The organism is Streptococcus urinalis 2285-97, from assembly GCF_000188055.2.
In the GTDB taxonomy this organism is placed as follows: Bacteria; Bacillota; Bacilli; order Lactobacillales; family Streptococcaceae; genus Streptococcus; species Streptococcus urinalis.
The window spans coordinates 660901-675591 of sequence record NZ_AEUZ02000001.1 but is presented as its reverse complement, the minus strand read 5'-3'; the positions used below and the strand labels follow the sequence as shown (position 1 = coordinate 675591).

At 44.0% G+C, this 14691-nt stretch carries 14 protein-coding genes; 1 reads left to right on the top strand and 13 read right to left on the bottom strand.

Annotation, left to right across the window (positions count from 1 at the left end; translation table 11 throughout):
• Positions 1-9: 9 nt before the first annotated feature.
• The 4 genes from STRUR_RS03390 to STRUR_RS11460 form a co-directional block, all read right to left on the bottom strand.
• A complete protein-coding gene (locus tag STRUR_RS03390; protein WP_006739255.1) occupies positions 10-351 on the bottom strand; it encodes a hypothetical protein in 342 nt (113 codons plus the stop codon).
• An 80-nt stretch (positions 352-431) separates the two neighbouring features.
• Positions 432-1433: a restriction endonuclease subunit S gene (locus STRUR_RS03385; protein WP_006740087.1), complete on the bottom strand. Its 1002-nt coding sequence runs from the start codon at positions 1431-1433 to the stop codon at positions 432-434.
• A complete protein-coding gene (locus STRUR_RS03380) occupies positions 1426-3228 on the bottom strand; it encodes an HsdM family class I SAM-dependent methyltransferase (RefSeq protein WP_006739972.1) in 1803 nt (600 codons plus the stop codon). The genes STRUR_RS03385 and STRUR_RS03380 overlap by 8 nt, the downstream gene beginning before the upstream one ends.
• Positions 3228-3404 carry a ribbon-helix-helix protein, CopG family gene (locus STRUR_RS11460; protein WP_006740691.1) on the bottom strand — a complete coding sequence of 59 codons (177 nt, stop codon included), beginning with the start codon at positions 3402-3404 and terminating at the stop codon, positions 3228-3230. The genes STRUR_RS03380 and STRUR_RS11460 overlap by 1 nt, the downstream gene beginning before the upstream one ends.
• A gap of 133 nt (positions 3405-3537) precedes the next feature.
• Between STRUR_RS11460 and STRUR_RS03375 the strand changes: the two genes are divergently transcribed.
• On the top strand, positions 3538-3813 hold the full coding sequence (locus STRUR_RS03375; protein WP_006740690.1) for a hypothetical protein: 276 nt from the start codon (positions 3538-3540) through the stop codon (positions 3811-3813).
• Positions 3814-3855: 42 nt separating this feature from the next.
• Here the strand turns inward: STRUR_RS03375 and STRUR_RS03370 are convergent, their stop codons facing one another.
• From STRUR_RS03370 to aroA, 9 genes are all read right to left on the bottom strand, one after another.
• Positions 3856-4119, bottom strand: a complete 264-nt coding sequence (locus STRUR_RS03370) for a hypothetical protein (RefSeq protein WP_006738405.1) — start codon at positions 4117-4119, stop codon at positions 3856-3858.
• A 15-nt stretch (positions 4120-4134) separates the two neighbouring features.
• Complete coding sequence (locus tag STRUR_RS03365) at positions 4135-5682, bottom strand: relaxase/mobilization nuclease domain-containing protein (protein WP_006739709.1); 1548 nt, start codon at positions 5680-5682, stop codon at positions 4135-4137.
• A complete protein-coding gene (locus tag STRUR_RS03360; protein ID WP_006739122.1) occupies positions 5654-6178 on the bottom strand; it encodes a plasmid mobilization protein in 525 nt (174 codons plus the stop codon). Before STRUR_RS03360 ends, STRUR_RS03365 begins: the two co-directional genes overlap by 29 nt.
• Before the next feature lie 443 nt (positions 6179-6621).
• Positions 6622-8292, bottom strand: a complete 1671-nt coding sequence (locus STRUR_RS03355; RefSeq protein WP_006738883.1) for a DNA primase family protein — start codon at positions 8290-8292, stop codon at positions 6622-6624.
• 156 nt (positions 8293-8448) lie between these two features.
• On the bottom strand, positions 8449-8715 hold the full coding sequence (locus STRUR_RS03350; RefSeq protein ID WP_037595732.1) for a MerR family transcriptional regulator: 267 nt from the start codon (positions 8713-8715) through the stop codon (positions 8449-8451).
• A 933-nt stretch (positions 8716-9648) separates the two neighbouring features.
• On the bottom strand, positions 9649-11283 hold the full coding sequence (rlmD, locus tag STRUR_RS03335) for a 23S rRNA (uracil(1939)-C(5))-methyltransferase RlmD (protein WP_006739486.1): 1635 nt from the start codon (positions 11281-11283) through the stop codon (positions 9649-9651).
• Positions 11284-11352: 69 nt separating this feature from the next.
• Positions 11353-12780: an LCP family protein gene (locus STRUR_RS03330; protein ID WP_006739805.1), complete on the bottom strand. Its 1428-nt coding sequence runs from the start codon at positions 12778-12780 to the stop codon at positions 11353-11355.
• A 125-nt stretch (positions 12781-12905) separates the two neighbouring features.
• Entirely contained in the window at positions 12906-13397 is a 492-nt protein-coding gene (locus STRUR_RS03325; protein WP_006739358.1) for a shikimate kinase, read from the bottom strand.
• A complete protein-coding gene (gene aroA / locus STRUR_RS03320; protein WP_006739272.1) occupies positions 13390-14670 on the bottom strand; it encodes a 3-phosphoshikimate 1-carboxyvinyltransferase in 1281 nt (426 codons plus the stop codon). The genes STRUR_RS03325 and aroA overlap by 8 nt, the downstream gene beginning before the upstream one ends.
• Positions 14671-14691: the final 21 nt, after the last annotated feature.

Genomic DNA, 14691 nt, shown 5'->3' with positions numbered 1-14691 from the left:
CTGAAATACTCACTCGTCAAATATCTCGCCAACAAACTCCGGCGTAACATATATCGGATACAGTGTGTCATGATTCACCCAACCATTTACGTCATCCACAAATGCGTCGTAGTCGCAGTAGTTACGCAAATCATCTGAACCATCTTTCACCGGGAAAGTGATAAAAAACAAAGTTTCATACCAACCATCTCCAACACAATCAGCTCCATCCGATACGCTAAAATCCATTCCCGGATAATTTTTCTTAACCTGGTTGAGCCCTTCTCTTATGCTCGAAATCAGCAAAATATCGCCATCCTCCACTTTTTCGTCAATAGCTGCCAACCAATTCCAGACGCATTCCTTTGCCATAATCATTTCCTCCTTTTGACTTGTTTATTATTTATTAGCACTCGGGGCGATTATCGCCCCGAGAAGTGCTCATCAATGATTTAACCTACTTCCTTGATGCTTGTCAGTGCTGATTCACATTCTTTTAGAACAGTTGACATGAATGAGTCCATATACGCCCAGTCAGGAATGCCTTCTTTATCAACTGGAAGCTTGATTTCGCCATGTTCCATAACTTCCATGCGCCACTTGTCAACAAACGCATATCGCTGTCCGACAGAGCGAATCAATGGCGCAATAAACATCCCAATACGCTCATTCATTTTGAACTTCGGATATAAAACATTGACATCATCCGATGCCCAAAATGGTGCATCCTGATAAAAGGTCTCGCCAACGCTGCCGTTATAGCAAACAGTCAATGTGTTGGCTGGATGCAAATGCTCATCATTCTTGATACTTGTCGTCCAGCCATTATTCATTGCCGATGACCCGATAAAACGAATATCTCCTGGCTTCATGTTCGCCTTCGTTAAACGGGTTCCTTTAACGATGTCAAACAGGCTTCCAATCTCGAAATTCTTCCATGTTGAAATATCAACCAAAGATTTCGATGCCTTGGCAAGCCTTAGATTGCCAAGGCAAGCCCAATCTGGCTCGCCATCTGAATCAATAGGCAAGAAAACAGCCATCTCTGAAGCAATCTCACGTGTAAATTTGTATGCATAATCAAACCCCATCAAGACAGCGGCTTTCTTAAACGCAACTACGAAAAACAGCAACCTTGTTTCAGTCCATTTATCAGCATAGTCGCCGATGGGGTACATCCCCTGTACGTGTGGATATCCAACGAATGGTTTTGGTTGATAGAAAACCGCATCAGCTGTTGTCGTATCACTGAAAGTAATACGATTACCTTCTTCTGTTACAGCTTGACTTGTATAGCCGCCAATACCGTTGTTATAACTAGAATTTACAACTACAGGATTTTCCCCGTCGTCCATCAACACAGCATTGTTCATCTTGTAAGCCTTAGTTGGATGAATATCGAATAATTTTCCAACCTCAAACGGCTTCCACTCACTCGTGTCAATCTTATTCATTCTTCTCACCGCCCTTCTTCAGAGCAATATTCACGCTCGCATCATCTGCGCTCACTGTGCTCGAATACATTGCTGTTTCAAGCAGCTTCTCTCCAAAACTCTTAGTGTCGATGCCTTCCTTGAACATCAGATAGTCCATAGCAGTCTTCTTGAAGTCTTCCTCGAAAATCTCGAAAGGCTTCTGCGGCACCTGATACGACAGGTGCTCGTCAGACTTGACCCACTGGCATGTGTCGTCCCCTGACTGCTTCTCGACCACATCGACCCAGTAGTCCTCGATAGCAGCCCATTTACCGTACACATCATGACGTCCTTTGTTCTTGACTGTCGCAAGCCCATCGGTCTCCATATAGCAAGCGAAAATGTCCTTGGCGTCCTGTCCGATACCAGTCTCGAACACAAAGATGCTCGTTGTGACGCCAACGCCAAAGAACAGGTCTTCAGGAAGTTTGATTACCTTCTTCAGGCGATGATGTGAAAGGATTCGCTTCATCTGAGCCTTTGAAGCCTTTTCAAGCTTCTTATCTGGAAGGATGAACGCGCAGGCTGTATGGGCAGGCACGCTGTCAAGAACATTCTCGACAATCTTCATGCAGCCGTACTTATTCTCATACGGCGGATTCATCAGAACTTTCGTGATTTCCTGTTTGCCAATCCACTCTGCAGCCTTTTCCGTTCTAGCATCCAGCTGTTCGAGATTTGTCTTTCCATCCTTATGAATCAACATGTTTGCACACGCAAGCGCATAAATCTCGCGGTCAAATTCGATACCGTATAGCTGATGTTTCTTGATTTCCTTTGCCTTATTGGTCTGTGAGCCACCTGACTCCTGAATCATATTTGCCATCGCCTTGACCAAAAAGCCGCCGCTACCGCATGTTGCATCCAGAACGCGGTCATCCTTGTTTACCTCAAGGATGCGGTACATAAAATCGGTGATGTGCTCAGGTGTGAAAATCTGTCCCGATTCAGACTTCTTCTTATAACGGTTGAACTCGTTAAAGAAGATGCCCATGACATCCTCTCCGCGCCATTCACTAGAATTGACGCACTCAGAAATCTCAACTACCCAATCAATGAAATCATTGATTGCCTTCTGATTGTCCGTCGTGTTCATCTTGATGTCGGAATACTCCTCCAGCAGGATGTCAATCTTCGTGTTTTGGTTGCGGCTGCTCTCAAGCGATTTCGACAAAACCGAATGAATCGCTGTGTGGAACGTCTGATAGCCCATATCCTTGAGTCTCTTCAGTCCAGCACCGTAACGCTCAGCAACCAGCGCACAAGCTGTGAAAATCATGCGATGATACAGGTTCTTGATGCCAAACTCGAAGTGCAGGCAGTTATTAATCTTTGCTGTCAGAGCGTAGATACGTTCCTTGTCGATGTTATCGACGTTAAAGAGAGAAACATAATACTCTACGTTATGCAGCACATTGCTACCCTGTGCCTTATACTCTTTCTCACCCTTGAACACGCGCGTATCGTCGCCGTTGTAGAGAACGCCTACAACATGCTCGTATTTCTCCTCGATGATACGGATGTTCTTCAGAACCTCATCAACCTGTGCCTTGCCGAGACTAATCTTGCTTGCCTTAATTTCAAGCACAACGGCTGTATCTGCATGATTGTCTGGCAGATACCATCCATCCGGTTTGTCTGATACACCCAAAAAACCAAGTTGATTGAATGTCGTCAACTGACCAACGCCAGACTTCACGCCTGCTTTATCTTTGAACCCGAGGATGTTACGAGCAATATCACGTACCTCATCCTCAGTTAAATTCTTTGCCATTATTCTTCAGCCTCCTCTGCATTTTTCTCAATCCACTCACGCAGCATCGCTGAGATAGATTTCTCCCTCTTGGCTGCAATGATTTTCAATCTCTTCTTATCCTCTGCCGTCACGGAGAGCGTCAGCTTCGTTCGCCTGACGTCTCCTGAGGGCTTCTTTTCGTCTTTTTTGTTCATATCAAGCTCTCCTGTATACGTATTCACGTAATTACGTATTATTGTACAATATTTCACCAGAAAAATCAACCTTTTTTGTGCCTCAAAGACCGTCTGAAGACGGTCGAGATTGCACGAAACAAAGGAGGATTTCATGGATTTCAACGATTACATCAAGACCTACGAGGACTTGGCACATCAGGTTGGCGGAATGGTGCTCGCGAACGAGATTGCGAAGCGTCCGCTAGAACTGATAAACGGTGATTTGGACGATGAGATTTATCAGTTCTACATCATCCAAGACCCAAGCTTTTTAATAGAACACACTGACGAGATAGTCTTCCATGACGATGCGCTAGACCTATACGTGTGGGGTATCACCCACTTTGGCACGGCATGGTCTGGCGTTCCTGTCCCTAAGCTTCACTAAGACACAAATAAGCGGCTCCCACCTACGGGAACCGCTTATTTTTTATCTGGCAACCCACAAAACGATTACCGCGAACGCAATAGCTAAAGCCATAAAGCTCACCCAAAAGTTATTTGAGCGCTTTTTATCAGCGTTCGCAATCTCGCGACGCTCTGCTATACGCTTTTCCATGAAAGCACGATATTCCGGGTCTTTTGACATACGAAACTCCTGCTCCTCCGTCAACCCGTCTGCGTTCTTACCTTTGTTTGCGATACTTGCAATTACTGCAAGCCCTGCTACCAATACGATGATTAAAACTAACATAATCTGTTCTCCTTCCTAATCGCCGAACTGCTCGGCATCTTCTTGTTTCATCTGTTCAACAGCCCTGTCATAAGTCTCCTGAACTCCTGCGCTCACTGCGCGCCCACCATGGCTCATCTCGTGGTCAATGGCACGGTTCGCAGCCTTGAGGCGCTTCTCCGCGTTCCACATATCCTTGCGGCTCTCGTAAAGGCGCTTCTCCGCCTCCTCGCGTGCCTGACGCTGCTGCTCCTCGACCATCTGGCGCACTAGCTCCGCCATCATCTGAGCAAACATGTCGTCGAGCATGCGCTCGAACTGACTCTTGCCCTTCTGCTGACCAGCGAGCTTGAAGCACTGTCTCAGACCGTAGAGGTTCGGTGCCTTCTGATACTTCAGCTCGTCCATCGCCGCCTTGTCAGCCCTGAACTGGGCACGGGCTACATCCACGTCGGCTTGCAGCTTCTCAGTGGTCTCGATTGACGTCTTCTGTGCCAGTCTGATTTGAGCATAGTCAGCATCACGTCTCAGGTCTCTGCCTTCGTGAATCGCCTTCCTGCGGTACTGCGAAGCAAGAGCATCCGTGAAGTCCCTGACATCCTCAGAATCGACCTTGTAATCGTCGAGAAGGGAATAGGTCGCCTCATCCTCGATATGGGCTTTAAGAGGCTCATATTCGCCTTCTGATGGCTTTTCCTGCTCGACTGATTCAACGTTAGGCTTAACGTCTTCTACGGACTTATTTGGGCTTTCTAGCGCCTTCTCGGCGTAATAAGACTCAATGCCCTCTTTCGACAGGTCGTCAGCCAAATCCTTAGCCTTACGACGACGCTTGCGGCGCTTCGGCCCCCACTCATCCATCATGTGATAAGACCAGCTCGAATGCTCCACGCCGTCATCGTCAACCTTGACCTTTTCGCGAAGCTCGACGTGTGACCACTTCAGATGCTCCTTGAACTCGTCAAGGTTCTCCGAGGTATCGCGGGCATGCTGCACCTTGTCGCCCAACCTCTGCTCGAACACATCGCACTCTTCGCGTCGCTTCTCCCACGTCGTGCCCTCTGGATGCTTGTCCTTGTAGAACTTAGGAGTGCCGACAACAGTCATCCCCTCCTCGGCTGCAAGCTCGTCGCTTGCATTTTTCACCTCAAAATGCCTGAGGTTGTCCTGCAAGGTCTTGCCCGTCACCTCGTCATGGTTTACGACAAGGCAATGCGCATGCACGCACTCGCCCTTTCCGTCGTTGTGAACCGTCACATAGCACATCGAGTTCGGGTAGAGCTTCTTGCACAGCTTGTAGCTATGTGTGAGCGCCATCTGCTCATCATCGGCGTTATGTGCCTTCAGCTCGTCAGGCGAGAACGAGACGCGAATCTCGTAGGCCTCGGTCTTTCTGCCCGGGTGGCTTTCTCGCAGTGTCTTCGCATACTTTGCCATGTCGTCACGTGGCAAATCTCCCATCTCGCACGCAGCTCTAGTAGTACCCTCAGCCTCGTGCTTTTTCTTCTTCTGACCGTTGCCAAGCTCTGTGTAGATAAGGCTCGACGATGCGTCTTTAAGTGGATGGATAAAGGTCGTTGCCATCGGTCTCACCTCCGTCCTTCGGGAACCAAAAATCTCTCATCTGCTCGAACTCATAGTCGGAAATCTTGCCGATTTGCTCGCGGGAAAATTCCTCACGCGCGTCAAGCAGCTGCCTGTCGATGCTTGCGAATTTGAACTGCAAATATTTGAGTTCTGCTAGTACCTCAGCCTCTCGCATCGGGGTCACGCCGAAGCACTCACGATAGCTCGCGCTCGCGTTCAAACGACGAGCGATCTGATTCAAGTTGCAGCCAATTTTGTTCACCTCGGCGGTAAGCAAATTAAGGTCGCGATTATTTGTGATAATCATTTTCTTCACTTCGTGCTTCAACGCAGCATCGCGAAGATACTGTGACACCGTCACGCCGAACGCGTCGGCTTTCGACTTAATCGCATCCATCTCGCATCCGCTTACGCGAACTTTGACTGTGCTCGATTTCTTCTTTTCCTCGCTGAGAGCAGGACGTCCGCCTGCATGCTTCTTATCGCTTTTCATAACTGAAAACCTCCTTTGAAATTGACTAAAATTTGTCCTCTTGCGTCATGCGCAAATTACGCAGAAAAAGGGGTAGGCGGAACCAGAGTATCCGCGTGTACAAAAACTCGCTTCGCGAGCCTTTGACGCAGATACATTGGTTCCGGGGGCGTCGCCCCTCGACCCCGAGATTCAGACCCCAGAGCACGGGTCTGATGGTGCCGACGACTCGGCACATGGAGGCACGACTGCCCCGCTGAAAATCGAGATGCAGGTGCGCCCATCCGATGAGGGGACAAGGCAGCATCCCGCGTCGAAAATCGACGGCGTGCCCACCGAAAGCGGACGGGCATAGCCGCGATTTTGGGACGCTTGCTGGTCTCGCATTGGCACTACCGTGGTCAGCAAGTGACCAAGAAGGCGCCAGAATGGAGACCAAAATCAAGTGACTTGCTGCAAGCATGTCAGTCCTCCTCGGACGAGGATTTGTCACCTGATGCAACGGCAGATGCTACGCGCTCAAGCCCCGAATAAAACTCCTTCAAGTTATCCGGCGAGCAACGCTTCTTCCAGTCATTGCCCGTGTAACTCTCATTCATCCACTCGTTCACTCCGTAATCGAGAATCAGACGCTCGGGAGCGTCCATCTTCGTGCCACGACGGCAACTATCTGTTACCGTCCACCCGGGACAGTCTGGAAGAATCACACGCATCTGCTTGAGAAATGCGCCCTTGCCAACCGGCTTGCCTTTGACGTTGCGTGTATACCAATGGCAATACAGGTCGTAGAGAAACTGATTAGGCACCAAGTCCCACACGAGCTGCTCCATGACTTCTGCCATGAAGGCACGCACCGGGTCGTTGAACTCCTTGTACTCACTCAGCAAGTCAAGACACGCCTTAGGCGGGTCAAGCTCGTAGCAGTTCGTCGTAGCCAAAAGCTTGTAGAGGACGTACTCGAGCACTTTCTTACGCCCCAGATAGTCGTCCTTGATGTACTTGCGCTCGCACCCCTCGAACTGCTTGTTCATCGGGACGATGCATAGACGGCGGTAAAACGACGGGGTCTTGTCCTTGACACGTGGCATCGAATTGACGCACTGCACCATCATCCCGCGGAACTGAAGCTTGACCTTGCTCTTGAACTTGCGGTCAATCGTGACAAGGTCGCCCGTGATGATTGACTTCAAGGTCGCTGCGCTGTCAATGTATGTATCCGTGTCGTTCTCGTCTGTGATGATTGCCGATGCGTTCAGCAAATCATCAAGCCCAAACTGCTCAGCGAACTGCTTGAGGTTGATTGACGTGTGCGCACCATCGCCAAGCAGATTCCTCATCAGTCGGCACAGCGTACCCTTGCCGTTGTTGCCGACCTCAGACAGCAGCCAGATAGAATGGTTCCACGGCACATTAGGGCGTATGACTGCGCCCAGAACGCGCCAGAGGAAAGCCGCCACCTCAGGGTCATCAGAGAGACCTTGCATCCAGCTGTCCACGTCCCAGACCTCGCCGTCGGGCATCTCAATAAACTGATTCGGCGCATTGTCGATAAAATCCACATGCGACTTCATCGTAAAGACAAGCTCAGGGTCGAACGGCATCAAGAACTTGTTCCCGTAATCGTAGATGCCGTTTCCGACGGCAACCAAATCCGCATCCGCACATGGTGCGACAACGGGCGCCAAGACCTTGAGCGCCTCCAAGACAGCCTTCCAGTTACGATAGTCATCAATCGCGTTGTACTCGGATGCCAGAGCGCAAATCTTGTCCTCGTCGAAGTCGTAGATTCCCTCGTCCGCACCTTCGTAGACGTACATGCCGAGCGCGTAGTTCTTTGTCTTGGTGCCTCCGACATTGATGCGGCGCACGCAGTGGCGATGGATGAGAATCAAGGCAACCTGCCTCGCCGGTAAGGTCTTGAGCTTCTTGTACTTGTCGTCGCCCTTCATGGGGGACGGAAACTCGCCAGACCCAGGCGGGTCTTCCGGTCCCTTGTTGTAGACGGCAATCACCTTGTTGATAGACTCAAGAATCTCTCGCTTAATAGTCATGGGAGACGGCGGATTGTCCATGTCCATCTGTTCCAGATAGTCCAGCGTCTCAAAATCAATAATTTCATCGTATGTTTGATTCATTCCTTATTTCCTCCTTTCAGGATTTAGCTTCTCGTTCAACCCATGTAGAGGAAATACCTTGCATTACCAGCAGTTTTGTGGTATCCTATTCATAAGTTGAAGTGGTTGTCCCATTTGCTTGCGTAGGCAGGGGGCAACCTTTCTTTTTGTCTTCTTTTACGGATTGATGTTGTTTCCCGCGAGGATATAGTCGCGGAACTTCTCGCGTGCAATGAGCTTGCGCTTACCACTCATGAGGACGAACTGCGACGCATCCGGCATCTTCACGATTCGCTGCATGCGCGTTCGTCCGATGTCGAAGAAGACCGTCGCCTCGTCAAGGGTCAGAAAATCCTTACAGGCAAGCGCCGCCATTAGACTTGCATATTCCCCGTAATTCAATTCGCCGAACTTCGTGTGCTTCGTCTTGGTCTTTACTGACATGTCTTTCTCTCCTCTCATATTTCGATAAACAAAAAGGGCGGTAAACCGATAGGATTTCTCCTAAAGGTTCACCGCCCGTTTCCATTCGTGCGTTAACGTGTTGGTCGCTTTTAAGTTCTTCCCCAAACTGTGAAACAGGGTCGCTCAAATGCGATTATCACGCGTGAACTATTCAATTACTATTAAATTATATCACACGCAAATGCTTATAGCAAGCAAAATCAGGCCTTGAACAGCCAAAACGGCACCTAGAAAAGCACCCCAAAAGCCCGAACCCCAACACCATCAAGAGGAAAAAGAAATTCAGGGCACAGAAAAAGAGGCAGAAAATATTTTTTTGAGGGCAGTGTGTGGGAAAAATGGCACCCCATTTTCCCACGCATTTTTTCAACAGCACGTTGGGGTTCAAGGCAAATGTGGGGATGTGGGAAATTTTTTTTCAACTCCCCCCTATATAAATTAAAAGAGGCACAAGTAAAAATATATTACATTATTAGATATTTTTTCCCACATTCCCACAAACAGTCTGAAGCCCTTGACTATCAACAAAAAGTGCGTGGGAAAATCAAAAATGAGTTTCCCACGCAAAAATAGGCATTCGCCTTGAACGCCTTGATAGTCAACAAAAAATGTGTGGGAAAAATTAAAACCAATTTTCCCACACATACCCCGACCCTACCTGTGCCCGGCTCCTTCTTCTTCGTGTGTCGAGCGGCGCGGCAGTGCCGGGAGACACACGCTCTCTCTTCTTCTGGCTTTTTCTTGGAATCCAGCCATGTGCTCGCACAAAAAAAAAAAAGAGCAAGCGTGCCTTCCCAGGCATCACTTACTCTCATTATCTCTCACGACCTTCTAAAAGCCGTTTTAAGGCGCTTTCTCATCGTCGATGGATAAATCCTTGCCTTGCATCGTTAAAACGTCTCTACAGGGATTTTACGGCGTCATATTGAAATGTCTGAACGCATCCACTATCGCATCGTGCTTTTCCTTCGGGCATTGAGGTCGATTTTTAGCAGCCATCCCGTCTTCTTTCCACGAAAACTGCTTCTCAAGCCCTAATTCATCCTTAACAGTCGCGATATTCAGCGTCGATACCTTCATACCGTATTTCTCAAGCACATATGCTTGTATTTGTTTGTACGTTGGCTTAGGTGGGAGCTTGTCTTTCTTTAACTCTTTCACGTCTATATCAACGTTCACATACCCTGCGACATTTTTTCGGGTTAGTAAACAGACCGTCTCGACATGATGTGTTTGTGGAAATAAATCGACAGGTTGAACTTTTTTCAACTGATATCCTAACGTTTGATAAAGAGCGATATCACGCGCCATCGTTGCTGGATTACAAGAAACATAAGTTATCTTTTGCGGTTCCATAGCAACACTGGCTTTGATGAAACTTTCAGTCAGTCCCTTTCGAGGTGGGTCAACTAGTATAACACTTGGTTTTATTCCCACTTTGGACCACTGTGCCATAGCTTCTTCTGCTGTTCCTACAGTGTAAAAGGCATTTGAAATCGCATTTTGTTTCGCATTCTCCCTAGCATCTTTTACAGCTGTTTCAATCACTTCAACACCGTATACAGCCTTGACTTTTTTTGCGAACGATAATCCAATTGTCCCAATCCCTGAATAGGCATCAATAACAATATCATTTTCATTCAAATCCGAAAAGTCAATTGCTGTTTGATAGAGTTTTTCAGCCATTTCAGTATTCACTTGATAAAATGATTGAGCTGAAATGATGTAGTTATTCCCTAACATGCTATCTGTGATTGTATCTTTTCCATATAAGGTTTTAAACTCTTGACCAAAAATTGCATTTGTTTTTTTATCATTTATGTTTTGGATAATAGAAACCAAATTTGGAAATTGACTAACTAATTTTTCAAGGATTTGATAAATTCTAAAAATCTTTGGTCTCGTCGTTACTAAGACCAACATCATTTGATTAGAATAGTGCCCTTTTCGAACAACTATGTGACGGATCAATCCTGTTCCTTCATTTTCATCATAAGGTTTAAGGTCATATCGTCTTAAAAGATCACGGACGAAGGAAATTAATTGATCTATAGCCTTATCTTGTATGTAAAAATCATCAATTGGAACTAAATCATGAGAATTTTTTCTAAAGAAGCCTGTTTCCAGTTGACCATTGACTCTTCTGACGGGAACTTGAGCTTTATTACGGTAGGCATAAGGTTTTTCCATACCAAGTGTTTGATTAACGGAAACATTTGAAATTCCAGCTATCTTATATAAATTGTCAATCACTTGTTTTTGCTTAAAAACTAGCTGTTGAGCATAGTCAAGATGCCCAAAATCAGCAATACCTGTTCTTAAATAGGTATTATCAAGATGTTCATTGCGATAAGGTGATTTACTTAAGTATTCTTCTACTTTACCAAAACCAATTTGCTTCTTTACTTTTAAAACTCTCATTTTTACCAATTCACCTGGAAGAGCATTTTCGACAAAGAAAACAAAACCATCAATTTTCGCTACTCCAGAACCATCATGGCTTAAATCAGAAATTTCAACTTGGACAATATCATTTTTTGTTAACATTTATTTTCCTTTTCTCACACAAAAATAGAGTGACTCATATCACTCTATTATATCATATTATGACTCATATCAACGAAGGCCCATTTTTTTCAACTCTTTTTTATATTTTGCAAAATCAACATAAAGTGCTTGACCACCATACATATCATAATCATCTACCCAATCCCCCTCTTCAGGAATGGATTTTTGTTGAACCCCATTTTTAGCATCACTTAAAACAGATACACCATGAGATAAAATAAAAGGATAGGAGATATTTGTTGATGTTAAAGCAAATACTTTACCAATGGCTGCAGATCCTGTAAATAATTTAGTAGTATCTTTAATTTGTTGGATAACTGCAGCAATGACTTGTTGTTGACGAACTGTTCGACCATAATCCCCTTGATCATCATGACGGAAACGCGCATAGTTTAAAAGGGTTCGACCATCCATACGCTGTTCTCCTACTTTTATTGTTTGATTTGGAACAACACCATTTTTCATTCGTAAATCATCTGGAACCTCAACGGAATCAACAGCTTCCCCATCAACGGTTGAAAATTTAGCATCAATTTTAACACCATTTGGGAATAAGGTATCAATTGCTTCTGCAAAAGTCTCAAAATCAACCATAACATAATACTTAATATCAATGCCATAATTATGTTTTAGGGTTTTACGAACAAATTCTGCCCCTTTATTGCCATCTTGCTCTCCCAGATTAAAGGAAGAGTTTAGTTTTAAATCAAGAGAATATGAATCAGCACTATATCCTGGAATATTAACTAAGGTGTCTCTCATAAAGCTCACCATTTTAACTTTATTGGATTTGTTACCAACATTAACAACCATTATCGTATCAGTTCTCGCATCTGCTGAACCTTGTGTGACCCTTTGATCAGAGCCCAATACTAATATATTGGTTCCATTTTTTGAATTAATACCATTAAAATCTTCAACAACTGCTGGCTTATAGGACTTTTTACCACTTTGAACATCACCCATACCTTTGACAAACATGAAAATCATTGCAGCAAGAACAATAAGTAATAAAGCTCCTATAATTTTAATAATTGTTTTCCAGCGATTTTTGGGTTTCTTTGGTTTGCGTTTTGAACGCTTTTCAACTGGTGCTTCTGGAATGGTTTCCTCATAATATGGGTAAGATTGATCATTTTCTTGATAATAGATATTTTCCTCATAAGAAGGAAGACTGTTTGAATTCTGTCTATAACTTCTACTAGGACTACCAGGATATTTTGGTAATCCTTGAGAAGTCGTCATATACTGGCTTTCACCTCCATATGTCTCTTGAGGGATGGTGCTTTGTTCAATGTCTTGTGGTGAAATAGGAATTTGTTGGTAATGAGGTTCCATTTCACTTGCTTGTTTTTTAAATTTTAGATAGCGGTATTCTTTTTTTTCTGTGTCACTCAAATAATGAAGATTACGAAGTAAATAGTCATACCTCAATTCTTCATGATGACTTAAGCCGTTATTGCGATTTCTAGTCATATCTCTTTTCCAAACAATACTTTTCCTTACGATAATTCTTACTCTGTAAAAGAGGTCTCATTCCATTATAGCTTAATATTCATAAAAAGTCTTGACATGACAGATTAAATCTTTAAAAATTTCACTCATGAGTTTAAAATAATTCTTGCAATTTCTTGAGGTGTTCTATGATCCACACCAATGACCAAATCTGCAAGGTCTTCATATAAAGTCATTCTTTTTTCAAAAATAGCTCTAAAGTTTTCTATAGAATTATTTAGGTATAAAGGCCTTTGAAAAACTTTGTCCTCTTGAATTCTTTTATAAAGGACGTCAAAAGAGGCGGATAACAAAATATTATTTCTCTTATTTTCTCGCAATAGGTTTCTATTTTCTTCACGAGTAACAACACCACCACCTGTCGAAATGATAATATCTTCTTTTTTCGACATCAGCTCTCTTAATACTTGACTTTCTATATCACGAAAAGCTTCTTCACCTTCTTTTGCAAAAAACTCAGTAATAGACATGCCAATCCTATTTTCAATAATGTCATCCATTTCATAATAGTTGCTATCCAAAAAACCAGAGACAGTCGTTTTCCCAGCTCCCATAAATCCTAATAATATTTTACTCACCAATAATACTCCTTAAATCTTCAAAAAATTGAGGGTAACTCGTTGCTATGGTCTCATGTCCAACTAACTCGATATTGCCATCATCAACAATAAGTGAAGCGATAACCGTCATCATTCCTATTCGGTGATCGCCTTTACAATCAACAGTTGTAGCATGTAAATTTGTTTTTCCATTTATTATCATGCCATCTTCTGTCGCCTTGATATTTGCTCCCATAGAAGATAGAATTTCTGTAACTAATGCTATGCGATTAGATTCTTTCACTTTCAATTCTTGTGCATCTCTTATGATGGTTTGTCCTTTTGCTTGAGTAGCTAATAATGCAATAATTGGTAATTCATCAATTAATCTTGGAATAATATCACCTTCAATCATTGTACCAACTAAATCAGAACTTTCGACAACAATATCCGCAGTGTTATCATTATTACTTTTTGAAATACTGATTTTACCATTCATTTTTTGAATAACGTCTATTATTCCTGTTCGTGTTGGATTGATACCCACATGTTTAAGCCTTAAATGGGCATTGTCAACAATTAAACCTGCTACCATCCAAAATGCTGCAGAAGAGATATCTCCTGGAACATTGACATGACTGCCTTTTAATTTCTGTATTCCTGAAATAGTGATTTGAAGCTCTTTTTGGGTTAATTTTCCACCAAACTGTTTTATCATTTCTTCAGTATGACTTCTCGTCAATTGCTTCTCTATAATTTCAGAATTTCCTTCAGTGTTAAGAGCTGCAAAAAGTAAGGCAGACTTGACTTGTGCGGAAGCAACTGGAAGCTGATAATGGATTGGACGTAACACCGTGTTCCCATTGATTACTAAAGGGGGATAATGTTTCTCACCTTGGCCAGCAATATCAAGTCCCATTTGACGCAATGGTTTTACTATTCTATCCATTGGCCTATTTGATAAACTATCATCACCAGTTAATACTGTTTTGAAAGGACAAGTCGCCAAAATTCCAGACAAAAGACGCATGCTCGTTCCTGAATTTCCTAAGTCTAATGGTTTATGAGCCTGACTCAATCCTGAAAAACCTTTGCCTTCAATGATAAACACATTATCTTTCTCTTCAATCTTGATACCCATCTCAAGAAAAGCTTTTATTGTTGCTAAAACATCTTCACTTTTTAGGAGACCCTTTATTGTACTTGTTCCCTCAGCAATACTTGCGAACATAATCGCTCGATGGCTAACTGACTTATCTCCTGGGACGAGAATTTCACCTTTTATAGCTTTAACATGATTTTTTAATTGCATTTTAATATTACCTCATAATGT

Excerpts from the sequence above, each read along its gene's own strand:
- aroA (WP_006739272.1), bottom strand. The coding sequence starts at position 14,670 with ATGCAATTAAAAAATCATGTTAAAGCTATAAAAGGTGAAATTCTCGTC.
- STRUR_RS11460 (WP_006740691.1), bottom strand. The coding sequence starts at position 3,404 with ATGAACAAAAAAGACGAAAAGAAGCCCTCAGGAGACGTCAGGCGAACG.
- STRUR_RS03365 (WP_006739709.1), bottom strand. The coding sequence starts at position 5,682 with ATGGCAACGACCTTTATCCATCCACTTAAAGACGCATCGTCGAGCCTT.
- STRUR_RS03370 (WP_006738405.1), bottom strand. The coding sequence starts at position 4,119 with ATGTTAGTTTTAATCATCGTATTGGTAGCAGGGCTTGCAGTAATTGCA.
- rlmD (WP_006739486.1), bottom strand. The coding sequence starts at position 11,283 with ATGTTAACAAAAAATGATATTGTCCAAGTTGAAATTTCTGATTTAAGC.
- STRUR_RS03360 (WP_006739122.1), bottom strand. The coding sequence starts at position 6,178 with ATGAAAAGCGATAAGAAGCATGCAGGCGGACGTCCTGCTCTCAGCGAG.
- STRUR_RS03355 (WP_006738883.1), bottom strand. The coding sequence starts at position 8,292 with ATGAATCAAACATACGATGAAATTATTGATTTTGAGACGCTGGACTAT.
- STRUR_RS03350 (WP_037595732.1), bottom strand. The coding sequence starts at position 8,715 with ATGTCAGTAAAGACCAAGACGAAGCACACGAAGTTCGGCGAATTGAAT.
- STRUR_RS03330 (WP_006739805.1), bottom strand. The coding sequence starts at position 12,780 with ATGACTAGAAATCGCAATAACGGCTTAAGTCATCATGAAGAATTGAGG.
- STRUR_RS03375 (WP_006740690.1), top strand. The coding sequence starts at position 3,538 with ATGGATTTCAACGATTACATCAAGACCTACGAGGACTTGGCACATCAG.
- STRUR_RS03380 (WP_006739972.1), bottom strand. The coding sequence starts at position 3,228 with ATGGCAAAGAATTTAACTGAGGATGAGGTACGTGATATTGCTCGTAAC.
- STRUR_RS03390 (WP_006739255.1), bottom strand. The coding sequence starts at position 351 with ATGGCAAAGGAATGCGTCTGGAATTGGTTGGCAGCTATTGACGAAAAA.
- STRUR_RS03385 (WP_006740087.1), bottom strand. The coding sequence starts at position 1,433 with ATGAATAAGATTGACACGAGTGAGTGGAAGCCGTTTGAGGTTGGAAAA.